This window comes from Nocardia sp. SSK8 (assembly GCF_037034205.1).
Classification (GTDB): Bacteria; Actinomycetota; Actinomycetes; order Mycobacteriales; family Mycobacteriaceae; genus Nocardia.
The window spans coordinates 317292-340874 of the sequence record NZ_JBAGKD010000004.1 but is presented as its reverse complement, the minus strand read 5'-3'; the positions used below and the strand labels follow the sequence as shown (position 1 = coordinate 340874).

General features: G+C 70.9%; 22 protein-coding genes. 11 read left to right on the top strand and 11 right to left on the bottom strand.

Annotated features, from left to right (window positions below):
* Positions 1–11: 11 nt before the first annotated feature.
* Positions 12–1844 carry a type IV secretory system conjugative DNA transfer family protein gene (locus WA675_RS10775; RefSeq protein ID WP_336084080.1) on the top strand — a complete coding sequence of 611 codons (1833 nt, stop codon included), beginning with the start codon at positions 12–14 and terminating at the stop codon, positions 1842–1844.
* Positions 1841–2257: a DUF4913 domain-containing protein gene (locus WA675_RS10770; protein WP_336084079.1), complete on the top strand. Its 417-nt coding sequence runs from the start codon at positions 1841–1843 to the stop codon at positions 2255–2257. The genes WA675_RS10775 and WA675_RS10770 overlap by 4 nt, the downstream gene beginning before the upstream one ends.
* Before the next feature lie 44 nt (positions 2258–2301).
* Here the strand turns inward: WA675_RS10770 and WA675_RS10765 are convergent, their stop codons facing one another.
* The gene (locus WA675_RS10765) at positions 2302–2850 is read right to left on the bottom strand and encodes a hypothetical protein (RefSeq protein WP_336084078.1); all 549 of its coding nucleotides are present in this window, start codon (positions 2848–2850) and stop codon (positions 2302–2304) included.
* Positions 2851–3004: 154 nt separating this feature from the next.
* Positions 3005–3901, bottom strand: a complete 897-nt coding sequence (locus WA675_RS10760; RefSeq protein WP_336084077.1) for a peptidylprolyl isomerase — start codon at positions 3899–3901, stop codon at positions 3005–3007.
* 85 nt (positions 3902–3986) lie between these two features.
* Between WA675_RS10760 and hisS the strand changes: the two genes are divergently transcribed.
* Together hisS and WA675_RS10750 are read left to right on the top strand one after the other, a co-directional pair.
* Positions 3987–5261 (top strand): histidine--tRNA ligase, encoded by a 1275-nt coding sequence (gene hisS / locus WA675_RS10755; protein ID WP_336084190.1) that lies wholly within the window; start codon positions 3987–3989, stop codon positions 5259–5261.
* 73 nt (positions 5262–5334) lie between these two features.
* Positions 5335–5973: a hypothetical protein gene (locus WA675_RS10750; protein ID WP_336084076.1), complete on the top strand. Its 639-nt coding sequence runs from the start codon at positions 5335–5337 to the stop codon at positions 5971–5973.
* A 204-nt stretch (positions 5974–6177) separates the two neighbouring features.
* Here the strand turns inward: WA675_RS10750 and WA675_RS10745 are convergent, their stop codons facing one another.
* Both WA675_RS10745 and WA675_RS10740 read right to left on the bottom strand, forming a co-directional pair.
* A complete protein-coding gene (locus WA675_RS10745; RefSeq protein ID WP_336084075.1) occupies positions 6178–7191 on the bottom strand; it encodes an Rv2578c family radical SAM protein in 1014 nt (337 codons plus the stop codon).
* 31 nt (positions 7192–7222) lie between these two features.
* Positions 7223–8197: an NAD-dependent epimerase/dehydratase family protein gene (locus tag WA675_RS10740; RefSeq protein ID WP_336084074.1), complete on the bottom strand. Its 975-nt coding sequence runs from the start codon at positions 8195–8197 to the stop codon at positions 7223–7225.
* A gap of 194 nt (positions 8198–8391) precedes the next feature.
* On the opposite strand from WA675_RS10740, the gene WA675_RS10735 reads away from it, so the two are divergent.
* Together WA675_RS10735 and WA675_RS10730 are read left to right on the top strand one after the other, a co-directional pair.
* Positions 8392–8721, top strand: a complete 330-nt coding sequence (locus WA675_RS10735; RefSeq protein ID WP_336084073.1) for a type VII secretion target — start codon at positions 8392–8394, stop codon at positions 8719–8721.
* On the top strand, positions 8718–10322 hold the full coding sequence (locus tag WA675_RS10730; protein WP_336084072.1) for a hypothetical protein: 1605 nt from the start codon (positions 8718–8720) through the stop codon (positions 10320–10322). The genes WA675_RS10735 and WA675_RS10730 overlap by 4 nt, the downstream gene beginning before the upstream one ends.
* A gap of 45 nt (positions 10323–10367) precedes the next feature.
* Here the strand turns inward: WA675_RS10730 and WA675_RS10725 are convergent, their stop codons facing one another.
* The 3 genes from WA675_RS10725 to WA675_RS10715 all read right to left on the bottom strand — a co-directional run bounded on the left by WA675_RS10725 (position 10368) and on the right by WA675_RS10715 (position 12492).
* A complete protein-coding gene (locus tag WA675_RS10725; protein ID WP_336084071.1) occupies positions 10368–10862 on the bottom strand; it encodes a hypothetical protein in 495 nt (164 codons plus the stop codon).
* 43 nt (positions 10863–10905) lie between these two features.
* Positions 10906–11832: a KPN_02809 family neutral zinc metallopeptidase gene (gene ypfJ / locus WA675_RS10720; RefSeq protein WP_336084070.1), complete on the bottom strand. Its 927-nt coding sequence runs from the start codon at positions 11830–11832 to the stop codon at positions 10906–10908.
* A 510-nt stretch (positions 11833–12342) separates the two neighbouring features.
* Positions 12343–12492, bottom strand: a complete 150-nt coding sequence (locus tag WA675_RS10715) for a hypothetical protein (protein WP_336084069.1) — start codon at positions 12490–12492, stop codon at positions 12343–12345.
* 74 nt (positions 12493–12566) lie between these two features.
* On the opposite strand from WA675_RS10715, the gene aspS reads away from it, so the two are divergent.
* Positions 12567–14378 carry an aspartate--tRNA ligase gene (gene aspS, locus WA675_RS10710; RefSeq protein WP_336084068.1) on the top strand — a complete coding sequence of 604 codons (1812 nt, stop codon included), beginning with the start codon at positions 12567–12569 and terminating at the stop codon, positions 14376–14378.
* A gap of 63 nt (positions 14379–14441) precedes the next feature.
* Entirely contained in the window at positions 14442–15410 is a 969-nt protein-coding gene (locus WA675_RS10705) for a DUF389 domain-containing protein (protein WP_336084067.1), read from the top strand.
* 3 nt (positions 15411–15413) lie between these two features.
* On the opposite strand, the gene WA675_RS10700 is transcribed toward WA675_RS10705, so the two are convergent.
* Positions 15414–16433 carry a hypothetical protein gene (locus tag WA675_RS10700; RefSeq protein ID WP_336084066.1) on the bottom strand — a complete coding sequence of 340 codons (1020 nt, stop codon included), beginning with the start codon at positions 16431–16433 and terminating at the stop codon, positions 15414–15416.
* 193 nt (positions 16434–16626) lie between these two features.
* Here WA675_RS10700 and WA675_RS10695 point away from each other — a divergent pair, with 193 nt between their 5' ends.
* Complete coding sequence (locus WA675_RS10695; protein WP_336084064.1) at positions 16627–17796, top strand: phosphotransferase family protein; 1170 nt, start codon at positions 16627–16629, stop codon at positions 17794–17796.
* Positions 17797–17859: 63 nt separating this feature from the next.
* Complete coding sequence (locus WA675_RS10690) at positions 17860–18684, top strand: siderophore-interacting protein (protein WP_336084063.1); 825 nt, start codon at positions 17860–17862, stop codon at positions 18682–18684.
* Positions 18685–18704: 20 nt separating this feature from the next.
* On the opposite strand, the gene WA675_RS10685 is transcribed toward WA675_RS10690, so the two are convergent.
* The 3 genes from WA675_RS10685 to WA675_RS10675 all read right to left on the bottom strand — a co-directional run bounded on the left by WA675_RS10685 (position 18705) and on the right by WA675_RS10675 (position 22086).
* Complete coding sequence (locus tag WA675_RS10685; RefSeq protein ID WP_336084062.1) at positions 18705–19952, bottom strand: RNA polymerase sigma factor; 1248 nt, start codon at positions 19950–19952, stop codon at positions 18705–18707.
* Between the two features lie 2 nt (positions 19953–19954).
* The gene (locus WA675_RS10680; RefSeq protein ID WP_336084061.1) at positions 19955–20302 is read right to left on the bottom strand and encodes a YciI family protein; all 348 of its coding nucleotides are present in this window, start codon (positions 20300–20302) and stop codon (positions 19955–19957) included.
* Positions 20303–20418: 116 nt separating this feature from the next.
* Positions 20419–22086, bottom strand: a complete 1668-nt coding sequence (locus tag WA675_RS10675) for an alkaline phosphatase D family protein (protein ID WP_336084060.1) — start codon at positions 22084–22086, stop codon at positions 20419–20421.
* A gap of 101 nt (positions 22087–22187) precedes the next feature.
* Here WA675_RS10675 and WA675_RS10670 point away from each other — a divergent pair, with 101 nt between their 5' ends.
* A complete protein-coding gene (locus WA675_RS10670; RefSeq protein WP_336084189.1) occupies positions 22188–23564 on the top strand; it encodes a replication-associated recombination protein A in 1377 nt (458 codons plus the stop codon).
* Positions 23565–23583 lie beyond the last annotated feature (19 nt).

Here is a 23583-nt window from a genome sequence, read left to right as displayed (position 1 = left end):
AGGAGGCACTCGTGGCGAAGAAGAAGGTGACGGATCCGGCCGCGGTCGGACCCGACACGACGCTGATCCTGATCGTGGTCGGCTTTGCGACACTGATCACCCTCGCCGTCGCGCTGCACCTGGGCAACGCGATGGCGGTGGTGCCGCAGAACATCCCGATCAACCCGATCGCCGTGGTCGCCGACCTGGCCCGCGGCAAACTGCACTGGCCGCGCGCCTCGACGGTGATCGTGCTGCTGGTGATCGCCACCCTGGTGGCGTACGTGGTGATCCGCAAGCGGCTGGCCAAGCGCGCGGTGATCGGCAGGCTGGCGGTCGACGACAAGGCCGACCACATGGGCAGCGGCAGCGCGATCGCCTCGATCACCGAGGCCGGGGTGCGCGAGAAGGCCGCCCAGCTCGGCGTGCGGCTGCGCGCGGGCGACGCGCCCGGTGTGCCGATCGGGGTGGCGGTGGCCGACGGTTCGCCGCTCTACGGCTCCTACGAGGACCTGCACCTCGATATCTGGGGCCCGCGCCAGGGCAAGTCGACCTCCCGGGTGATCCCGGCGATCCTGTCCGCGATCGGCCCGGTGATCACCACCTCGAACAAGCGTGACGTCGTCGACGCCACCCGCAATGTGCGCGAGGACCGCGACAGCCGCACCTTCGTCTTCGACCCGCAGGGCGTGGCCGGTGAACGGGCCAAGTGGTTCTGGGACCCGCTGGCCTGGGTCGACCACCGGCAGGAGGGTTGCGAGATGCGCGCCGCGCGGCTGGCGGGCCACTTCGCCGACGCCGAGCGCGGCGAGGGCGACAAGGCCGACAGCTTCTTCGACCCCGAGGCCGAGGACCTGCTGGCCGGGCTGTTCCTGGCCGCCGCGATCGCGCGCAAGCCGATCACCCAGGTGTGGGAGTGGGTCACCGACTCGCAGAACTCCGAGCCGATCGAGCTGCTGCGCGGCGCCGGGCACGACTTCACCGCGGCCGGTCTGGCCATGCAGTACAACGCCGAACAGCGCACCAAGAGCGGCATCTTCGGCACGGCCAAGAAGATGATCCGCTGCCTGCAGCTGTCGAATGTGCACCCCTGGATCACCCGCGGCAACAGCGACCGCTACCAGTTCGACGAGCTGGAGTTCATCGAGCGCAACGGCACCCTGTACTGCCTGTCGCTGGAGGGCCGTGGTTCGGCGGCGCCGCTGGTGAGCGCGCTGACCGAGGCGGTCATCGACGTCGCCATGCGCAAGGCCTCGCGGTCCTCGGGCGGGCGGCTGCCGGTGCCGCTGCTCGCGGTGCTCGACGAGGCGGCCAATGTGGTGCGCTGGAAGGATCTGCCCAAGCAGTACAGCCACTTCGGCTCGCGCGGCATCGTGGTGATGACGGTGCTGCAGTCCTGGGCGCAGGGCGCGCGGTGCTGGGGCGAGGCGGGCATGAGCGCGCTGTGGTCGGCCGCCAACATCAAGGTGCTCGGCAGCGGGATCGACGACATGGCGTTCCTGCGTGACCGTTCCGAGGCGATCGGCGAATACGACTCGATCTCCCAGTCGATGTCGCAGTCGGGCAACAGCAAGAGCTACTCGCGTTCGCTGAGCTCCTCGGTGACCTTCACCGCCCAGGGCCTGGCGACGCTGCCCCGGGGCCGCGCGGTGGTGTTCACCTCGGGGCAGCCCGCGGTGCTGGTCCGCACGGTGCCGTGGTGGGAATCGGAGTACGACGCCGCGGTTCGCCGCTCGATCGAGGACAACGATCCCACCCGCAAGACCCGCATCGACGATCTGATCGGGCAGCCGGCGGCGACGACGCTGTCGAAATCCATTCCACCGGACGAAATCGGTGACATCGAGGAGGTCAAACCGCTGTGAGCAACGAGATGCCGGGAGCGGGCCGGAAAGAGCGGGTCTACGGCGATGTGTCGGAGTTCGTGACGGAGTATCTCAGCAAGCTCTATCAGCGTCAGGTGACCGATATCAGCGACACCGTGTGGTGCCCGGAATGGTGGCGTCACCCGGAAGCCGCGGTGCGCCTGGACGCGCTGTGGCTGGCCTGGGAGCACTACCGGATGCAGGGCGGGCCGGGGATCAGCGTGTGGTTCCTCGATCACGCCGACCCGCACATGACCAAGCTGTTCGACCCGCGCGGGCCGTTCAAGTACTGCAGTGTGCGCAACGGGCACAAGGAGATGCTCAAGTCGCTACCGCTGGAGAACCCCGACGCGGCCCTGTGGACGGCGCCGGACAACGGCCTGTGGGACAAGGACCACCCGCACGGTGTCTGAGCGGTCGTGAACACTCCCCGGCACGGAGCCGGGGAGTGGGGGGATCAGCGTTCGCGTTCGATGCCGCGGGCCTCGATGCCGCGCGCCCGCATGGGCGTGTGGCGGGTGGCCGCGTCGTGCAGGCGGATCGCGTCGTCGGGGGAGATGCCCTGGCCCATCTCGACGAGCATGCGGACCTGGCTGAGTTCGGGGGCCACACCGGCGCGCTCGAGATGTGCGGCGATGGCGGCGCGGCGCTCGACGGTGTCGTACCCGACCTGTGGCACCTGCGGCGGCGCGGCGACAGCGGTGGCGGCGGCGAACGGCGAGGACGGGTCCTTCTCCAGGCTGAGCCCGCGCTGCTGGGTGGCCTTGTTGCCCAGCGACATCATCTGCACGAGTTCGAGATTGCGCGGATCCTTGGCCTTGAGATCGCGGGCCTCGCGCAGCTGGAGTTCCTTGGCTTCCTTGATCTTGGCCTCGACCGCCTTGGCGCGAGCCTCGGCCTCTTTCTGGCCGTGCTCGCGCGACTTCAGGGCGACCAGGGTGGCCATCTGCAGCATGGTGCGCATCATGGACGCTGTTTCGCTGCCGATGTCGTCGAGTTCCGCCATGACTGCTCCCCGATGCCGCTGTGGAAGTGGACATCTGAGCCTACCCCGGGAAGGACACGAGCGGAGGCGCGGCGTCCGTGTCGAGGTCGGCGAATCGGCAACGGGCCGGTCACCACGAGGGTGACCGGCCCGGTCGCGCGGGGTCGGCGGAGTGTCAGCCGACCTTCACCGAGTTGAACGAGATCGGGATGGCGGGCGCGCCGTCCTCGGCACCGCCCTCCACGCCGCCGCCCGCGACCTTGTCCAGCGTCGCCAGACCGGGTTCGTCGATGGTGCCGAAGATGGTGTAGTTCGGCGGCAGCTGGGTGTCGCCGAAGACCAGGAAGAACTGGCTGCCGTTGGTGCCCTTGCCCTCGGGCGTGGTGCCCGCGTTGGCCATGGCGACCAGGCCGCGCCGGTAGTTCACCGGCTGGCTCAGCGCCGGGTCGGTGGGACCGAACAGGTCGGTCGGGTACTCGTTGTCGAAGCTGTAGCCGGGCCCGCCGCGACCGGTGGCCGTCGGGTCACCGCACTGCAGGATGCCGAAGCCCGGGGTCGCCACGATGCGGTGGCAGCTGGTCTTGTCGAAGTAGCCCTGCTCGGCCAGGCTCACCAGGGAGTTGACCGTGCACGGGGCCTGCGCGCTGTTGAGCGACAGCCCGATCGGGCCCTGGGTGGAGTCGATCGACACCGTGACCTCGGGACCGTCGGTGGCCACCGAGGTGACCGCGGGCGCGGTGACCGGCTTGGCGGGCGGCTCGGTGTCGGCCGGGTAGGAGCAGTCCACCGTGGCGGGCTTGGCCGCGGCGGGCGGCGGGCCGGGGATATCGAGCGGGGTGTTGACGAACTGCGTGGTCGGCACCGCCGAGGACGACTCGGCGGCCGTGGTGTCCTCGTCGCCACCCTTGGTGAGGAAGTACACGCCGACCGCCGCGGCGGCGACCACGACGACACCCAGGGCCGAGCCCGCGATCATCAGGCGCTTGCGCTTCTTCTCCTGCTCGGCCCGCCGGGCCAGCTGGCGCTCCAGCTTGCGCTTGGCCGCCGCCCGTCGCTGTTCGTTACTCGGCACTACCGCGTTCCTCCCGTGTCGTCGATTTCGTCTAGAGGGTAACCGGTTGGACGCGAGGGGCGCCCGTGGGGAAAACTGGATGATCGTGACCAAGACCAGCAGCTTCACCGCCCCGAAGGGGGTCCCGGATTACGTGCCGCCCGGCTCGGCCGAGTTCGTCGCCGTGCGCGACGGCTTGATCCACGCCGCCCGACTCGCCGGGTACGGCCACATCGAGCTGCCGGTTTTCGAACAGACCGCCCTGTTCGCACGGGGTGTCGGCGAGTCGACCGACGTGGTCAGCAAGGAGATGTGGACCTTCGCCGACCGCAACGGGGAGAGCTTCACGCTGCGTCCCGAGGGCACCGCGGGGGTCATGCGCGCGGTCATCCAGCACGGGCTGGACAAGAGCGGCCAGCTGCCACTGAAGCTGTGCTACGCCGGTCCGTTCTTCCGCTACGAACGACCGCAGGCCGGTCGCTACCGTCAACTCCAGCAGGTCGGCATCGAGGCCATCGGTGTGGACGATCCCGCCCTCGACGCCGAGGTCATCGCGATCGCCGACGCCGGTTTCCGGAGCCTGGGCCTGGACGGGTTCCGCCTGGAGATCACCTCCCTCGGCGACGAGACCTGCCGCCCGCAGTACCGCGAGCTGCTGCAGGAGTTCCTGCTCGGCCTGCCGCTGGACGAGGAGACCCGCCGCCGCGCGCAGATCAACCCGCTGCGTGTGCTCGACGACAAGCGCCCGGAGGTGCGGGAGCTGACCGCGAACGCGCCGCTGATGATCGATCACCTCTCGGAATCGGCCAAGACGCACTTCGAGCAGGTCCTGGGCCACCTCGACGCGCTCGGCGTGCCGTACGTGGTGAACCCGCGCATGGTGCGCGGCCTGGACTACTACACCAAGACCACCTTCGAGTTCGTGCACGACCAGCTGGGCGCGCAGTCCGGCATCGGTGGCGGCGGCCGCTACGACGGGCTGATGGCCGAACTGGGCGGGCAGCCGCTCTCCGGCATCGGCTTCGGCATCGGGGTGGACCGGACCGTGCTGGCGCTGGCGGCCGAGGGCAAGTCGGCGGCCGACCCGGCCCGCTGCCAGGTCTACGGCGTGGCCCTGGGCGACGCCGCCAAGGCCCGGATGGTGGCCCTGGCCGGTGCGCTGCGCGGCGCGGACATCAGCGTCGACCTGGCCTACGGCGGGCGCGGCATGAAGGGCGCGATGAAGGGCGCCGACCGCTCCGGCGCGAAATACACGCTGGTGCTGGGGGATCGGGACCTCGCCGAGGGCACCATCGGGGTCAAGGAGATGGCGACCGGCGAGCAGCGGCCGGTGCCGCTGGACGAGGTCGTCGACGTGCTGCGCGCCGCGCTCGGCGGCTGATCCGGACGGGGACGGCGCGGTAGGCTGACCGCGCCGTCACCGGGACCGCCGCTGACCGGTGGAAGGGAACAGGGTGAACGGGGATTCCGGCCGCGCCGAACCGGTCGGCATCGACCTGGTGGCGCCCGAGGTGTTCGCGCCGATGCTGCGCAGGCTGGCGCTCGGCGCGCTCGCCGTCGGCGTCGTGGTGGCCCTGCTCTCGGCGATCTGGCTGAGCTGGACCTACGCGATCGTGCTCGGGCTGGTCGTCGCGGTGCCGACCATCGGCTATGTGATCGCCTTCGGCCGCAGGCGGATGTGGTTGTGCGGCACCGAGATCCAGGCACGTCGTCTGTTCGGTGCGCACCGGATCGACCTGGCCGACGCGACCGGCGTGCACCTGCTGGTGTTCCCCGGCCGGTTGAGCCGGATCGTGCTGAAGGTGACCGTCGGCGCCGACACCCAGCTGGTGCCGCTGGCGATGTACACCGACGCGGGCAGCGGGCGCGAACTGCACCTGCTCGGCCTGCGCAAGCTCGCCGACGCGCTGTCGGCCAGTGAGCTGGCCGCCGCCGTCTCGGTGTCGGCCGTGCTGGTGGCGCAGTTGCGCGCGGAGGCGCGCGACGCGGGGCTGGGCGAGCGGCCGCTGTATCGCGGCGTGCGGCTGGTGCGCGCCAAGGACGCGGTCTCGCCGGTGGTCCTCACCGACACCGAGGTCGCCGAGCTGTCCTGAGCGCGGAAACCCGGTGGGCACCGTCGGGTGTCGGGGTGATGCCCGACGACCGATCACCACCCGCGCCGATACACACGGTCGCGCCTTGCCTCCGGCCCTGCGCCATGGCGCTATGTGCTGGTCACCGAGCCGATATGCGTCTGCCTCGGCCGGATGGTGCGAGGGCAGACAGGATTCCAGTGGGGCGTCCCGCGGCGGCTTCGCTCAGCCGAAGAGCGCGAGCTGATCGGCCGGTGCGGGCAGCGGCTGGGTCGGGGGCGTGGTCGGGCCCTGCGGGCGGTGTAATCCGTACTCGGTGAGCAGCGGGTCGATGCGCTCGCGCAGCCAGGTGCGGTAGGTGGGCGAGACGGTGCCTCCGCGCGCGTAGAGCTGCCGGTAGCGGCGGATCAGGGCCGGGTGTTCGGTGGCCAGCCAGCTCAGGAACCAGTCGCGGGTCGGCCCGCGCAGATGCATCGGGAAGGCCGTGGCGCTGGTGGCGCCCGCCTCGGCGATGGCCGAGACCAATGCCTCCAGGTGCGCGCGGCCGTCGGTGAGGCACGGGATGATCGGCGCGGCCATGACATGGACGGCGAAGCCCGCCTCGGCCAGCGCACGCACCAGCTCCAAGCGGGCCCGGGGTTCGGGCGTACCGGGCTCGAGGCTGTGGTGCAGGTCCGGATCCAGGATGGCGATCGAGACCGCCACGCTGACCTCCACCTGCCGGGCCGCCGCCACCAGCAGCGGCAGATCGCGGCGCAGCAGCGGGCCCTTGGTGAGGATCGAGAACGGGGTGTGCGCCTCGGTGAGCGCGCGAATGATGCCGGGCATCAGGCGATACCGGCCCTCGGCCCGCTGATACGGATCGGTGTTGGTGCCCAAGGCCACCGCCTCGCGCTGCCAGGACCGGCGGCCCAGCTCGCGCCGCAGCACCGCCGCGACATTGGTCTTCACCACGATCTCGGAATCGAAGTCGCGCCCGGCGTCCAGGCCCAGGTATTCGTGACTGCCGCGCGCGAAGCAGTACCGGCAGGCGTGCGAGCACCCGCGCATCGGATTGATGGTCCAGCGGAACGGCAGCGCCGAGCTCTCCGGCATCTTGTTCAGCGCGCTCTTGCAGAGCACCTCGTGGAAGGTGATGCCGTCGAACTCGGGGGTGCGGACCGTGCGGACCAGCCCCGCCCGGGTCAGCCCGGGCAGGGCGCCGTCATCGGCGTCGAGGGTCTGGCTCTGCCACCGCACCCCCTGAGTCGAACATGCGTTCGAACTCGTGTCAAGCGGCGCGCGGGGCCCGCAGGAAATCCACCAGGTCGGCGACGGTCTCGCGGGTGGGGCGCGGCTGGTAGCCGAGTTCGCGTTCGGCCTTGCCGTGATCGACGCGCGGCGCCGAGATCACCGCGCCGAGGGCGGCCTTGGACAGGATGTCGGAGCCCAGCCGCTTGCTGATCGGCTCGACCACCGGCAGCAGCGCGCCCAGCGCCTTGGCCGGGATGGCGAAGCGCGGGCCCTTGGCGCCGACGTGCGCCGCGGCCATCCGGCACAGGTCGATGAGCATGGTGAGCTCGCCGCCGAGCAGGTAGTTCTCGCCGGTGCGGCCCTTCTCACCGGCCAGGATCAGGCCCTTGGCGACATCGCGCACGTCGACCAGGTCGAAGCCGCCGCCGATCATCACCGGCATCCGGCCGCGCACGGCCTCGAGTACTGTCCGGTTGAGCCGGGACAGCCGCTCGGGGTGGTCGGCCGGGCCGTAGACGCCGGTCGGGTTCACGATCACCGCGTCCAGGCCGCGCTCGATCACCGGGCGCAGCGCCTGCTCGCCCGCCCACTTGGACCGGTCGTAGACCGGCAGGGCCGGGTCGGCCGAGCGGCCGGAGGTCTCGTCGATGTGCCCGCCCGCGCGGTACTGGTCGAAGGCGTGGATGGAACTGGTGTGCACGAACCGGCGGGCGCCGACCTCGAGCGCCGCCTCGGCGGTGACCCGCACGCCCTCGGTGTTGACCCGCCAGGCCAGGTCGTTCTTCTCGGCGAGGGTGATCAACGCGACCAGGTGGTAGACCACCTCGGCGTCGGCCAGCGCCGTGCGCATCGACGCCGGGTCGAGCACATCGCCCTCGACCCAGGTCACGGCCGGGTCGGTGGTGGTCGGTGCGGCCCGGTCGATGGCCACGACGTCGTGGCCGCGCTCGACGAGCTGCGGGATCAGGTTGGTACCGAGGTAGCCGGCTGCGCCGGTCACTGCGACCTTCATGCGCCCGAGGATATAGAACAGGTTCTAGTTTTGCGAGGATTCGGTCAGATCCGCCGGTGACACGAGTCGAAACGCGTCGGGGGATTCGGCTATATTTGGCACACTGCGCTGTCGGGTCGTCGCGTCGGGAGTTCCGTGGCGGCCGACCGCGTCAGCCGGAGAAGACTTTTCACGACGAGTTGGGGGGATTTCGCATGACCGATCTCTCGGTCGAAACCGATGCTGTCACGGCCTTCGCCGCGACCAATTCCGTGGTGGCCGCGAACGTCGCCTCGGCGGGGATCACCGACGCGGCGGGCAATGTCGCCGCGATGACGCCGGTGTTCGGCCTGATCGGCGCCGACTACCTGGCGATGTTCGCGGCCGCGCAGGCCCTGCAGGCCAAGGACATCAACGATCTGTCGGCCAAGTTCAGTTCGCTGTCGGACGCCGCGTTCAAGACCTCGGTCACCTTCGAGACCGAGGACCTGTCCCGCGCCGCCGACCTCGCGCGCCAGACCGCCGGGATCGGCGGCGGCGCATGAAGCCGCTGAGCGCCGACGCGGGCGTCATCACCCCCGACGCCGCGATGGCCGCCGCCGACGCCGCCACCGAGACCGCGCTGGCCGCGGCCCCGGCCGACTACGCGAGCCAGGCCATCCTCGACGTGCCGCTGATGCAGCTGCCCGAGGACGTCGACGAGCCCATCCTCACCCTGGCCCAGAAGGTCAGCGACGACGCACAGAACTCGGGCGCGCTGCCCACCGCCGGGCTGTCCGGCCTGTCCGGGCTCACCGACGGCTCGGTCGACGCCCAGGACATCCTCTCCGGGGTCGCCGCCGACGCCGCCACCGCCTTCGGCGACGCGCAGACCTCGATCGACGCGCTCGTCGCGCCGGTACTCGCCAACGCGCAGACCGTGTTCGACCAGGCCAAGAGCGCGCTGGCGGGCACCACGTCCGGGAACACCTCGGCCGCCACCACCACGCAGAGCGAGGACCCGGTCGCCGCGCTGCTGAGCGGGCTCTCGCTGCCCGAACTGCCCGGCATCGAGACGCTGTTCGAGCCGCTGCTGTCGCTGCTGAGCAGCTTCGGCTCCGGCGTATTCGGCTCGATCGACCCCACCTCGATCCTGAGCAGCTCCTCGGCGATCATCGAGCAGGCCATGAGCGTGGCGCAGGGCGGGGTGAAGACCGTCCAGCAGCTGTGGGAGGGCCAGTCCTCCGACGCCGCCACCACCGCCAGCCAGCAGGCGCAGACCGAGGGCGAGGAGACCAGCCAGCGCGGTATCGATATCGCCGCGCTCACCCAGCAGGCCGCCGCCGTGGTCCAGTCGGGCAACGCGCAGCTGTCCACGATCGCCACCACCTTCGCCGCGCAGGCCGCCGCGCTCGCGCCGACGATCATGCTGCCGCCCACCCAGGCCGCGCTCATCGGCCTGGCCACCGAGCACCTGGGCGAGGCGGTCACCGTGGTCAACGTGACCCGCGGCCAGCTGGCCGGGCACACCGCCGAGCTCAGCGGCGTGGTGCAGCAGCTCGCCGCGCAGAGCGGGCTGCCCTCGCCGGAGGAAGCGCTCACGGCGGTCTCGGAGAACATCGGCGAACCGCTGCTCACCCAGGCGCAAGAGGCCCTCACCGGCGACGACTCCACCACCGCGGCCACGACCACCAGCCCCGGCACCACCACGACGCCGGGCACCACCCCGTCCGGCCTGGGCACCGGTGGTTCCACCGGCAGCCCCGGCTCCTCGCTGGGCGCGCTGGGCGTGGCCCGGGGCGGCGGCGGGGGCGCGGGTGGCAGCACCGGCGGCACGCCGAGCGCGGGCACCCCCAAGTCGGCCGGTCTGCCGGGTGCCGCGGTGCCGGGCACCGCGGGCCGGGTCCTGAGCACGGGTCTGGGCACCGGCCTGGGCAACACCACCCCCGCGAGCACCGGCGGGTCCAACTTCATGGGCGGCGGTGGCGCGGGCGCGGGTGCGGGCGGTCAGCGTGGCGGCAGCGACGAGGAGCACGGCCGGACCGTGCAGGCCTACCAGAGCCGTACCGGCAACGACGATCTCACCGGTCCGCTCGGGGAATCCACGCCCGATGTCATCGGCGCGGTGCACGAGGACGAGCGCGACGCCGACGAAGACCGGTTCTGAGCAGTCGGTGCGCCGGTGGCCCACAGCCACCGGCGCACCGCGTTCTCAGCTCTTGAAGGCGTCGATCAGCTTCTTGTAGAGAGCGGTGAACCGCTTGCGGGCGTCCTGCTGCTCACCGGTCAGCCCGTCGGTCGCGGCGGGGGAGTAGACCACCAGGTGCACCTCCCCGGCCGGATCCTCGGGCATCAGATCGATGATCTGGGTGCCCTTGCCGTCCCCGGCCGGAATCCCGAAGTCGACCTCGGCCAGCGCCGCGATCTCGTCCTCGGCCGCGGCCAGCACCGCGGGATCGACCCGGCCGGTCACCTTCTTCGCCGCCGTCTCGGGCTTGCGGTCCTTGCTCACCGCGTCGGGACTGCGCACGGCCTCGCCGTCGGCGAACACCTGCAGTTCCGGGCGCAGGTCGGTGCGCTGCGACCAGCCGTCGGGAATCGTGGTCAGGCTGACCAGCGGTAGCGGCGTCGGCTCCGCGTGGGCCGCGGCGCTCAGGCCGGGCAGAGCGAGTGCGCAGACGAGCAGTCCGGTCATGGTCAGGCGCATGGATTCCCCTCGAAAGACGATGTGTCGGTGTCGCGTTCGGGGGTCAGCGTAGCCCGGGCGGGTTGTTCAGGTCACCCGCGGAATAGGTGTCACAGGAGGACACCTGGCCGGTCTTGTAGCCGACCAGGAACCACTTCTGGCGCTGCTCGGAGGACCCGTGCGTCCAGGACTCGGGATTGACCCCGCGCCCGGCCGAGCGCTGGATCCGGTCGTCACCGACGGCATTGGCGGCCGAGAGCGCGTCACGGATGTCGCTGTCGGTCATCGGCTTCAGGAAAGGCTGGCTGCTGCCCGGCGCGGGCTGCTTGTCGGCGAAGTGCGCCCAGATGCCCGCGTAGCAGTCGGCCTGCAGCTCCGTGCGGACCGCACCCGACTGCGCGCCCTTCGGGTCGCGCTGGGCCCGGCCGATGTCACCGAGCTGGTTCTGGATGTGGTGGCCCACCTCGTGCGCCACCACATACTCCTGGGCCAGCGGGCCCGCGCTGGCGCCGAAACGATCGGTGAGCTCCTGGAAGAAGCTGGTGTCGAAGTAGGCCGTCTGGTCGGCGGGGCAGTAGAACGGGCCCACGTCACTGGTGGCATTGCCGCAACCGGTGCTCACCGCGCCGGAGAACACACGCACGCTGGGTTCGACATAGCGAGTCGCGGTCTGCTTTGCCAATTCGGCAGACCACACCGAGTCCAGGCTCTGGATGGTCAGCGCCACACGACAATCCACGTACTTGTTCGCGCTCGCGCCGTCCGTACAGTGTTCAGGTAGCGCGCCGGGCGCCGACGCTTCCTGAGGATTCTGGGCGCCGGTGAGCTCGCCTAGGAGCGATCCCGGATCGCCGCCGAGCAATAGTGCCAGCACAAGCACTATCAGTCCGCCTGCGCCGCCACCCAGTGCGATCTTGCCGCCTCTTCCCGGGCCACCGCCACCCCAGGAGACCCGGTCCGGGTCGATCTGCATTCCCTCGTTGAACGTCATCGCCGCTCTCTGTCCTGTCGCCCGCACGTTCGCCGGATGATCATCAGCTTGACATAAGCGAGGCGAGGTCGGTCCACGTTGGCCTACGTGTTCGCTGCTCAGGTTCGCGCGACAGCAGCGAGGTGCAGATCGTTGCCGGTGTTCTCAGTCGTACATCGTTCCGGTCTCGGTGAGTGATGTAGGTCATATGTTGTGGTGTGCGCTGGGTCCGGAGTGATGTGATCGAGAAACAAATCGTCTCAGGGGGAGCTGAAATGAATAGTCGTACTTTGTCTTTCCGTCCTACAGTCATGGTGCTGTCCTTCCTTGCAGTGGCGGGGGTGTTGGCGGCTGGGCATGCGACCACGACTTCGACATCCGCCGAGGTTGTCGCCGGGCAATTCCGCGACGATGTGTGCATCGGCCGTAACAACACTCAGCGCATCGACGAGCAAGGCCGTGTCTGGGAGTGGCGCCAGAAGCAGGGACCGGTTCAGCCTGGCAAGTGCGCCGAGTGGGAGTGGGTTCGCGTCAGGTAACAGTCGACTGACGGAGATCGAGTAAAAGGCAGCCCATCGTGGCCGCCTTTTCGCTTTCAGTAGACAGTTTTGCCGATCGCTCCGCCAGGACGAGTTGTGCTGATGGCTGTGGTCGAGACTGGTCGATGTCGGTGCCGGTCATCGTTCGACTGTGACTACGATGGTGCAGCCGCCTGCTTCCCGCGCAGGCGGGAGAAACTCGTCGAAAGGAATACCGTGCTGCGCACCCACTTGGCTGGTTCGCTGCGAAGCGAGCACGCCGGTCAGACCGTCACCCTCACCGGCTGGGTGGCCCGGCGGCGTGACCACGGTGGCGTGATCTTCATCGATCTGCGCGATGCCTCCGGGGTCGCGCAGGCCGTGTTCCGCGAGGGCGAGGCGGCCGAGCAGGCCCACAAGCTGCGCGCGGAGTACGTCGTGCAGATCACCGGTGTGGTGGAGCGGCGGCCCGACGGCAACGAGAACCCGGAGCTGCCGACCGGCCAGATCGAGATCGACGTCAAGGAACTGGTGGTGCTCAACGAGAGCGCGCCGCTGCCGTTCCAGCTCGACGAGACCCCCGGCGACGAGGCCCGCCTCAAGTACCGCTACCTCGACCTGCGCCGCGAGGGCCCCGCGCACGCCATCCGGTTGCGTTCCAAGGTCAACGCCGCCGCCCGCGAGGTGCTGGCCCGCCACGAGTTCATCGAGGTGGAGACCCCCACCCTCACCCGCTCGACCCCCGAGGGCGCCCGCGACTTCCTGGTCCCCGCCCGCCTGCAGCCGGGCAGCTTCTACGCGCTGCCGCAGAGCCCGCAGCTGTTCAAGCAGCTGCTCATGGTCGGCGGCATCGAGCGCTACTTCCAGATCGCGCGCTGCTACCGCGACGAGGACTTCCGCGCCGACCGTCAGCCCGAGTTCACCCAGCTCGACATCGAGATGAGCTTCGTGCGCCAGGAGGACGTGATCCTGCTGGCCGAGGACGTGCTCACCGCGCTGTGGAGCCTGGTCGGCTACGAGATCCAGACCCCGATCCCGCACATGACCTACGCCGAGGCCATGCGCCGCTTCGGCTCGGACAAGCCCGACCTGCGCTTCGGAGTGGAGATCACCGAGTGCACCGAGTTCTTCGCCGAGACCCCGTTCCGGGTGTTCCAGGCCGAGTACGTGGGCGCGGTCGTGATGCCCGGTGGCGCGAGCCAGCCGCGCCGTCAGCTCGACGCCTGGCAGGAATGGGCCAAGCAGCGCGGCGCCAAGGGCCTGGCCTACATCCTGATCAACGAGGACGGCACCCTGGGCGGCCCGGTCGCCAAGAACCTGTCCGACGCTGAGCGCGAGGGCCTGGCCAAGCACGTCGGCGCCGAGCCCGGTGACTGCGTGTTCTTCGCCGCGGGCCCGACCAAGGCGCAGCGCGCGCTGCTGGGCGCCGCGCGCGGCGAGATCGCCCGCAAGTGCGACCTCATCGACCCGAACGCCTGGGCCTTCGTCTGGATCGTCGACGCCCCCATGTTCGAGCCGACCGCCGACGCCACCGCCAGCGGTGACGTGGCCCTGGGCTACTCGGCCTGGACCGCCGTGCACCACGCGTTCACCTCGCCCAAGCCGGAGTCGATGGACACCTTCGACACCGACCCGGGCGCGGCGCTGGCCTACGCCTACGACATCGTCTGCAACGGCAACGAGATCGGTGGCGGTTCCATCCGTATCCACCGCCGCGACGTGCAGGAACGCGTGTTCAAGGTGATGGGCATCGGTCACGACGAGGCGCAGGAGAAGTTCGGCTTCCTGCTCGACGCCTTCTCCTACGGCGCCCCGCCGCACGGCGGCATCGCCTTCGGCTGGGACCGCATCACCGCGCTGCTGGCCGGGGAGGACTCCATCCGCGAGGTCATCGCCTTCCCGAAGACCGGTGGCGGCGTCGACCCGCTCACCGACGCGCCCGCGCCGATCACCGCGCAGCAGCGCAAGGAGGCGGGCATCGACGCCAAGCCCGAGCCCAAGGGCGGCGACGCCAAGGCCGACGCGCCGAAGGCCGCCGCCGAGAAGTAGGGCCGCACCCGCGCCGCCACCGGGTACCTTCTGGTCAGTTCCGCCCCGACCAGGAGGTCTCCGGTGCTGCATCTGCGTGTCATCAGCCCGCCCGAGCACACCGACGCGCTGGTGGCGCTGCTGCGCGCCGACCCCGGCGTCACCCATCTCACGGTGGCGCCGGGCATCGCCGTCGACCCGGCCGGGGACCTCGTGCAGGCCGATGTCGCCCGCGAGGGCGCCAACAAGGTGCTCGCGGATGTGGAGGGCCTCGGGCTCGTGCACCACGGCGGGATCACGCTGGGCCCGGTCACGACGGTGCTCTCCGATGCCGCCGACCGGGCGGTGCGGGCCGCGCCCGGCGACGCGACCGACGCGGTGGTCTGGGAGCAGTTGCTGAAGGAGACCCACGAGGAGTCCTCGCTCAACATCACCTTCGTCGCGTTCCTGACCATCGCCTGTCTGCTGGCCTCGATCGGTGTCGCGACGAACTCGCCGGTCACCGTGGTCGGCGCGATGGTGGTGGGGCCGGAGTTCGGTCCGCTGGCGGCGCTGTCGGTGGCGCTGGTGCGGCGCGACCGGCGGCTGGCGCTGCGATCGGTGATCGCGCTGGCGGTGGCCTTCCCGGTGGCGATGGCGATCACGCTGGCCGCGACGCTGGTGTGGGAGCGCCTCGGCTGGATCACCACCGAGGGCGTGATCGACGCGCACAATGTCGACTTCATCTACCAGGTCGGCCCGTTCTCCCTGGTGGTCGCGCTGCTGGCGGGCGCGGCGGGCATGCTCTCGCTGGTGACGGCGAAATCGGCGGCGCTGATCGGCGTGTTCATCTCGGTCACCACGGTGCCCGCCGCGGGCTACGCGGTGGTCGCCGCGGCCATCGGGCAGTGGCACCGGGCCTTCGAGTCGGCCGGTCAGCTCGCGGTGAACCTGCTCGGCATCGTCATGGCCGGGGTCATCGTGCTCACGCTGCGGCCGCGGGCCGGTGACGAGGAGGGTCCGGTGGGCCGGTTCCAGCGTGCGCTCGGCATGCGCACGCCGTTCGACCGCTGAGCCTCACACGCGCGCGACCGGGCCCGCGGTGAGCAGCCGGTAGGCGTAGGTCACCGCGATGGTGCACACCGGACCGGCCACGAAGAGCCCGAACCCGCACAGCGCGAGACCCACCAGGGTGACCAGCGTGATCGTCAGCGCCAGTAGCAGCGCGGCCCACAGGTTGGCGATCACCAGCTGCGCGCTGGCCTTGATCGCCTCCACCGGGCCGTAGTCCTGATCGATGACGAAATGCATCGAGAACATGCACAGGAAGCCGACCACCAGCCCGGGCAGCAGGCACAGCGACGCGGCGATCAGGGTCGCGGCGAAGGCCAGCAGGGCGGTGAGCAAGACATTGCCCGCGTTCACGAATCGGAAGAACGAGCCGAATGCCGGTGGATAGCCGTCGGTTTCGTAGAGCGCCCCGCGCACCATCACCGCCTGCAGCAGCCACAGCGCCACCAGTACCACCAGGAACAGGAACAGCACGGTGAACAGCGAGGAGGGCTCGAAGATCTGCACCACCGCGAGGAACGCGAGATAGATCAGCACCCCCACCCCGGTGACCCCGAGCCACGGACCCGGATTGACCCGGAAGCGCTCCCAGCCGTAGCTCAGCGCGCGGCCCACATCGAGGGCTTGTGCTCCCGAATGGTAGTAACCCGGCGGCTGCCCGCCCCGGGCTCCCGACACGCCGGACGCGGGGGCGGCGGCATAGCCCGCGCTGTCCGGTTTCGGCTGCGGTGCGGGATATCCGGGGCCGGTGCCCGCGGGGCCGTACTGCGGCGCGGGCCCGCCCGCACCGGCAATCGGGGGCGCGGGTTCGACCGGTTCGTTGCCGTACTGCGCGGCGCCGGGACCCTCGAATTGCGGATAGCCTGCGCCACCGGCCATTCCGTGCCTGCTGTGGCCGGTGCCGGTGCCGGGCGAACCGCCCGGGCCGGGAGGCGAATTCGGGGGTCCGGCGAACTGTCCGCCACCGCCGGGAACGGGCGACCCACCGGGGGAATCGCTCGATGCGGCGTACGGTGTGTCGGTCACTGTGATAGACCTTTCGACTCAACCGGTTTGCGGTGTGGCGCACAGCAGTTGACGATGAGAAAACCCGACAACTGTCGAGTGTGTCAAGCGAACAGGCACACTCGCGCAACCTCGGCGCCAACACGCCGGGCGACGCGGAAAGGTTGTGCAACCGCTCGCTAGAAGTGACCAGGTACGAGTAGCTTGAGAGGCGATGACCGCACTATTGGCCGAACGCGCCGCCGACGTCGTGTCCGCAGCACAACAGTTGCTCACAAAGCGAATGGGTGCTCCGGTGAAGCTGAGCGATCCGATGGAGCTCAGCGGCAGTGGTAGGACGACAGTCCTACGCGTGCGTGTTGCGGAGAACGCATTTTCGCTGCCGCGCACCTTGATCGTGAAACAGGTGCGCGGTACCGCGACGCAGCGGCGCACCGGGGGCATGGCTCCCGGCGTCGCCAGCATCGACGCGGCCTTCCTGCGCGAGGCGGTGTCCTACCAGTTCACCACCGCGCTGAGCCGCGAGCAGCGTCCCGGCGCCTTCCTCATCGCGCACAGCGTGCCGGACCGGTTGCTGGTGCTGTCCGATCTCGGCGACAACGCGCTGCTCACCTCGGTGCTGCGGGCGCGGGTCGAGCCCGGCACCCGCAACGCGCTGATGGCCTTCGCGCAGGCGCTGGGCCGGATGCACGCGGCGACCGTCGGGCGCGAACCCGACTTCGTCGCGCTGATGCGCCGGGTCGACTCGGTGCACCGCGTCGACGGGATCGCCCAGCAGGCTCAAGCCGCCATCGCCGATGTGCCCGGCATGCTGCGCGACGAACTCGGCATCGAGGTGCCCGGCGAGATCGCCGAGCGCATCGTGCACGGCAACCGCCTGTTCACCGGTGGCCGCCACCGCGCGTTCAGCCCGTCGGACCTGTGCCCGGACAACGTGATCATGAACGACGAGGGCGCGCGGTTCCTCGACTACGAGTGGGGCGGTTTCCGCGACGCCACCCTCGACATCGCCTACGCGCTGGTCTCGTTCCCGGGCTGCCTGTGCGATTTCGAGCTCTCGCGCAGCCGGGCCAAGGAGATGGTCGAGGCCTGGCGGTCGGCCGTGGTCGGGGTCTGGCCCTCGCTGGCCGACGATGCCGTGCTGGCCGAGCGGATCCTCGAGGCCCGGCTGATCTGGGTCTGGCTGTCGACGTACTGGTTCCTGCCCGCCGACCACACCCGCATCGCCACCGCCCGCGAGCACGGCCTGTCGGTGCCGCGCTCGGAGGCGCTGATCAACCGCTGGTCGGCGCTGGCCGAGGACGCGCGGGTCACCGGGGACGACGCGGTCGGCGATTTCGCCGAACAGGTCTCGGCCATGCTCGAGGAGCGCTGGGCGGAGTAGGAGCACCCCACTTTCCGGCGCGACGGGGGTAGCGTCGGATCATCCGAGGAATGGGGAGCAGTCGTGCCGAAGCCGGTCAGCGTCACCGTCGTCCGTAAGCAGTGGTTGAACCCGCACCTGGTCCGCGTGATCGGCGCGGTGGAACCGGACGGGTTCGCGCCCAACGGATTCACCGACGCGTACGTGAAGCTGATCTTCCCGGTGCCGGGCGTGGTGTATCCCGAGCCGTTCGATCTGGACACCGTGCGGGCCACGCTGGGGCCGGAGAGTCAGCCGATCCTGCGCACCTACACCGTCCGGTCCTTCGACCCGGCCACCCGCGAGATCGCCCTCGATTTCGTGGTGCACGGCGACGAGGGTGTCGCGGGTCCGTGGGCGCGCGATGTGGCGGCGGGGGAGGTGTTCCGGCTGTTCGGTCCGGGCGGGGCGTTCGCGCCCGACCCGGCCGCCGACTGGTTCCTGTTCGCAGGCGACGAATCCGCCCTGCCCGCCATCGCCGCCGGGGTCGAGGCGCTGGCCGCCGGTGCGCCCGCGGTGGTGTTCGTCGAGGTCGGCGGTCCCGAGGACGAGATCCCGCTGGACTCCCCGGCTGAGCTGCGCGTGCACTGGGTGCACCGCGGGGTGTCCTCCGACGCGGTGCCCAACGAGCTGGCCGGGGCCAACGCGCCCCTGGTCGCGGCGGTGCGAGGCGCGGACTGGCTGCCCGGGCAGGTGCAGGCCTTCGTACACGGCGAGGCCGAGGCTGTGATGCGCAATCTGCGGCCGTACCTGCGCAAGGAGCGCGAGGTGGCGCCCAAGTGGCTGTCGATCTCGGGGTACTGGCGGCGTGGCCGCACCGAAGAGGGTTTCCGGGAGTGGAAGCGCGAACTCGCCGCCGAAGGGGCCTGATCGACCGGACCGGTGCGAGGTCAGGTCGACAGGCCGAGGAGCTTGCTCCGCAGGTGCGCGCGTTCGACGGCATTGTCGGTGACCAGCAGGGCCGCTTCGTAGGCGGCGATCGCCTCGTCGGTCCGGCCGAGTTCAGCGAGGAAGGCGGCGCGGGCGGCGTCGAGATAGCCGTAGGTCGCCAGCGCGGGTTCGGCGCCGAGCGGGCCGAGCAGCGTCAGCGCGTGGTCCGGGTGTCCGGCCAGGCCGACCGCGATGGCGTGATTGAGCCGGGCGACCGGCGACGGTGCCACCCGCAGCAGCAACCGGTACAGGCCGATGATCTCCGGCCAGTCCGTCTGCGCCCAGGTCGGTGCCTCGTCGTGCACCGCGGCGATGGCGGCCTGCAGCGTGTAGCGATCCGTGTGCGGCAGGGCCTGTTTCACCAGGGCGATGCCCTCGGTGATCGCGGCGCGGTCCCAGCGGGCGCGGTCCTGGTGTTCGAGGGTGCGCAGGGTGCCGGTCGTGTCCACGCGCGCGTCGCGGCGGGCGTCGGTGAGCAGGATCAGGGCCAGCAGGCCGGTCACCGAGGGGTCGTCGGGGACCAGGGCGTGCATCATCCTGGCCAGCTGCCGGGCGCGGTCGACCAGGTCGGCGCGGACCAGCAGGTCCCCGGCGGGGGCGGTGTGCCCCGTCGTGAACAGCAGGTGGATGACCGCGCAGATGGCGTCGAGCCGCTGCGGCAGTTCCCGCACCGAGGGCACCCGGTACGGGATGCGGGCCAGCGCGATCTTCTTCTTGGCGCGGGTGATTCGCGCGGCCATGGTCGGCTCGCTCACCAGGAACGCGCGGGCCACCTCGGCGGTGGTGACGCCGCAGACCAGCCGCAGGGTGAGTGCCACCTGGGCCTGCGGGGCCAGCGCCGGGTGACAGCAGGTGCTGATCAGGCGTAGCCGGTCGTCGGGGATGGCCGGGCCGTCCAACTCGGCCAGCGCCAGGTCGGCGGTGTCGTCGGTGGGCTCCTCGACGACGAGCTTGGGCAGGGTGCGCCGGAAGGTGCTGTCGCGGCGCAGCAGGTCGAGGGCCCGGCGCCGGGCGACCGTGGTCAGCCAGGCGCCGGGACGGCCGGGCACGCCGTCGGTGGCCCACGCGGTCAGGGCCGTGGCGTAGGCATCCTGCACGCACTCCTCGGCCAGATCCAGGTCGCGGGTCAGGCGCACCGTCGCGGCGAGCACGAAGGCCCACTCGCGCCGATGCGCCCGCTCGACGGCCGCGGCCGTATCGGTGACCATGCTCAGCGCGGGAAGACCTTGATCGGGCGCACTTCCACCCCGCCGGTGGCGGGCACCTGCGCGGCCAGCGCGATGGCCGCGTCCAGATCGGGTGCCTCGAGCAGGTAGTACCCGCCGAGTGCCTCCTTGGCCTCGGCGAACGGGCCGTCGGTGATGATCGCGGTGCCGTCGGCGTCGTGGCGGATCGTGGTGGCGGTCGCGGTGGGCTGCAGGGCGTTGCCGCCCAGGTTGGCCGGACCCGCGATCTCCTGGAAGGCCCGGTGATCGGCGAGCATGCCGCCGAGTTCGTCCGGTGACATGGCCGCGTGCACCGCTTCGTCGCCGTAGATCAGGACCAGGTACTGGCTCATGATGACGCTCCTTCGTGGACTCGGCGGCCCGCCGATCGGGCCGCTCTACTCCACCGACGAGCAGCCACCACCGAGATCGACAGCCGGTGCCGAGAATTCTCCTCCGCGCGGGCGCGTCAGGCGATCGGCGTGCCGCGCTGCTCGAGCCGCCCGCCCGCGGGCACCGCGAAGGACATGCCGTGGCGGGCCGCGCTGCCGGGATCGGTGACGTCGAGGACGTAGAACCAGTCCATCTGGGTCTGCCCGGGCGTCACGTCCAGCACGCCGAAACCGTGCGAGTCGAGTTCGACGTAGCGCAGGTGGTGGTTGGCTGCCTTGATGGCCGCCTCGGCGGGCACCGAGGCCGTGCGCGGCGGCGTCTTCAGCAGGTCGCCGACGCTCGAGGAGGTCACCGACGGCACCACGAACTCCGCGCCCGCGGTCGGGCCGCCGGGATAGTTCGCGGCGTCCACCGGCAGATCGGCGGCCCAGGAGGTGTGGATGTCGCCGGTGAGGAACACGACGTCACGGACCTGGTTGTCGGTGATGGCCGAGAACAGGGTGCGCCGGTCGGCGGTGTAGCCGTCCCACTGGTCGCCGTTGACGGTGAGCCCGCCCTGCGGCAGGCCCAGGGTGGCGGTGATCGCGGCGGTGGTGGCCGGTTCCAGCGGCGGGAAGACCAGCGGGGCGATCATCACCGAGTTGCCCACCAGCTTCCAGCGGGTCGGCGAGGACACCAGACCGGCGGTGAGCCACTGCATCTGGGCGCGGCCGGTGATCGTGCGCGCGGGGTCGTCGGCCACCCGCCAGCCCGCCCCCGGCCCGGCCTCCTCGTCGCGGTAGGTGCGCAGATCCAGCATGGACAGCTCGGCCAGGGTGCCGAAGCGCAGCCGCCGGTAGATCTGCACCTGCCCGTCGGCGCGGGTCTCGCGCACCGGCATCCACTCCAGGTAGGCGCGGGTGGAGGCGGCTTTGCGGTCGGCCCAGGGGCCCTCGACGGCCGGATCGTGGTTGCCCGCGCCCTCGCGCCAGGAGTTGTCGGCCGACTCGTGGTCGTCCCAGGTACAGATGAACGGCAGCCGCGCGTGCAGGGCGGTCAGATCGGGATCGGTCTTGTACTGGCCGTGCCGGGTGCGGTAGTCGGCCAGGGTGACGATCTCGTGGACCGGATCGTGGCCGCGCACCGCGCCGTCGCGGCCGGTGTACTTGCCGCGCGCGTACTCGTAGATGTAGTCGCCCAGGTGCACGATCGCGTCGAGATCGGTGCGCGCGGCCAGGTGCCGGTAGGCGCCGAACCAGCCCGCCTCCCAGTTGGCGCAGGACACCAGGCCCAGCCGCAGGCGGTCGACCGCGCTGTCGGTGGCGGGGGCGGTGCGGGTGCGCCCGACCGGGGAGGTCTGGCCGAGGGCGGTGAAGCGGTAGTAGTACTCGGTGCCTGGGGCCAGGCCGGACGCGTCGACCTTGACGGTGTGGTCGGACTCGGCCGAGGCGGTGACGGTGCCCGAGGCGGCGATGGCGCCGAAATCGGCGTCGGTGGCGATCTCCCAGCGGACCCCGGTCGCCTCGCCGAGACCGGAACCGGGCGTCGCGTCCTCGGCGACGGTCACCCGGGTCCACAGGATGACCGCGCCCGGCAGCGGGTCACCGGAGGCCACACCGTGGCGGAAGACGGTGCCCGCCGCGTGCGCGGGGGCGGCGGTACCGAGGACCGCGACCGCCGCGACGGCCGTGCCGCCGGTGAACAGGGTGCGCCGGGCGAAGTGCCCGTGCGGCGCGGAAGCGACGGTGCTGGAGTTGTCGGCCACGATCAGCGATCACAGCCGACCACGGGCCCCGGCGCAAGTCGACAGACCATATGTTGGTCGACTGTCCACTTCTACGTCGGTCGCGCGCCGGTGCGGCGAACCTGTCCGACCCCGTCGGTACCCTGCTCGGTGTGAGCGAGAGTCTTTTCGACGTGCCCGGCGCGCACGCCGAGTCAGAGCCCGGCGCCGAGGCGATGATCCGTCGCGATCCGGGCGCCCCGCTCGCCGTCCGCATGCGCCCGCGCACCCTCGACGAGGTGATCGGCCAGCAGCACCTGCTCGGTCCCGGCTCGCCGCTGCGCCGCCTGGTGGAGGGCTCGGGCGCGGCCTCGGTGCTGCTCTACGGGCCGCCCGGCACCGGCAAGACCACCCTGGCCTCGCTGCTGTCGCAGGCCACCGGCCGCCGCTTCGAGGCGCTCTCTGCCCTCTCGGCCGGGGTCAAGGAGGTGCGCGGGGTGATCGACCTGGCACGGCGGCGGCTGACGGCAGGCGAGCAGACCGTGCTCTTCATCGACGAGATCCACCGCTTCTCCAAGACCCAGCAGGACGCTCTGCTGGCCGCGGTGGAGAACCGGATCGTGCTGCTCGTCGGCGCGACCACCGAGAACCCGTCGTTCTCGGTGGTGGCCCCGCTGCTGTCGCGCTCGCTGATCCTGCAGCTGCAATCGCTGACCCCCGCCGACATCCGGGCGGTACTCGAACGCGCCGTCGCCGACGAGCGGGGGCTGGCGGGCACCGTCACCGTCACCGACGAGGCCGTCGACCACCTCGTGCGCATCGCGGGAGGCGACGCCCGCCGCGCGCTGACCGCGCTGGAGGCCTCCGCCGAATCGGCCGAGGACGGCACGGTCGACCTCGAACTCGTCGAGACCGCCGTCGACAAGGCCGCCGTGCGCTACGACCGCGCCGGTGACCAGCACTACGACGTGATCAGCGCCTTCATCAAGTCCATCCGCGGCTCCGATGTCGACGCCGCCGTGCACTACCTCGCCCGCATGCTGGCCGCGGGGGAGGACCCGCGATTCATCGCGCGCCGCTTGATGATCCACGCCAGCGAGGACATCGGCATGGCCGACCCCACCGCCCTGCAGACCGCCACCGCCGCTGCCCAGGTGGTCCAGCAGGTGGGGCTGCCCGAGTGCAAGCTGGCCCTGGCCCAGGCCACCATCCACCTGGCCACCGCGCCGAAATCCGGGGCGGTGACCTCCGCGATCGGCAAGGCCATGGCCGATATCACGGCGGGCAAAGCAGGCGCGGTACCGCCGTATCTGCGTGACGGGCACTACTCCGGCGCGGCCCGGCTCGGAAACGCCCAGGGCTACAAGTTCCCGCACAAGGCGCGCGAGGGCGTCGTCACCCAGCAGTACCCGCCCGACGAACTGGTCGGCACCGATTACTACGAGCCCACCGACCACGGCTACGAACGGGAGGTCGGCCCCCGGGTGGCCCGCCTGCGCCGCATCGTGCGCGGCCGCTGACCGCGCTCCGGGGTGGTGG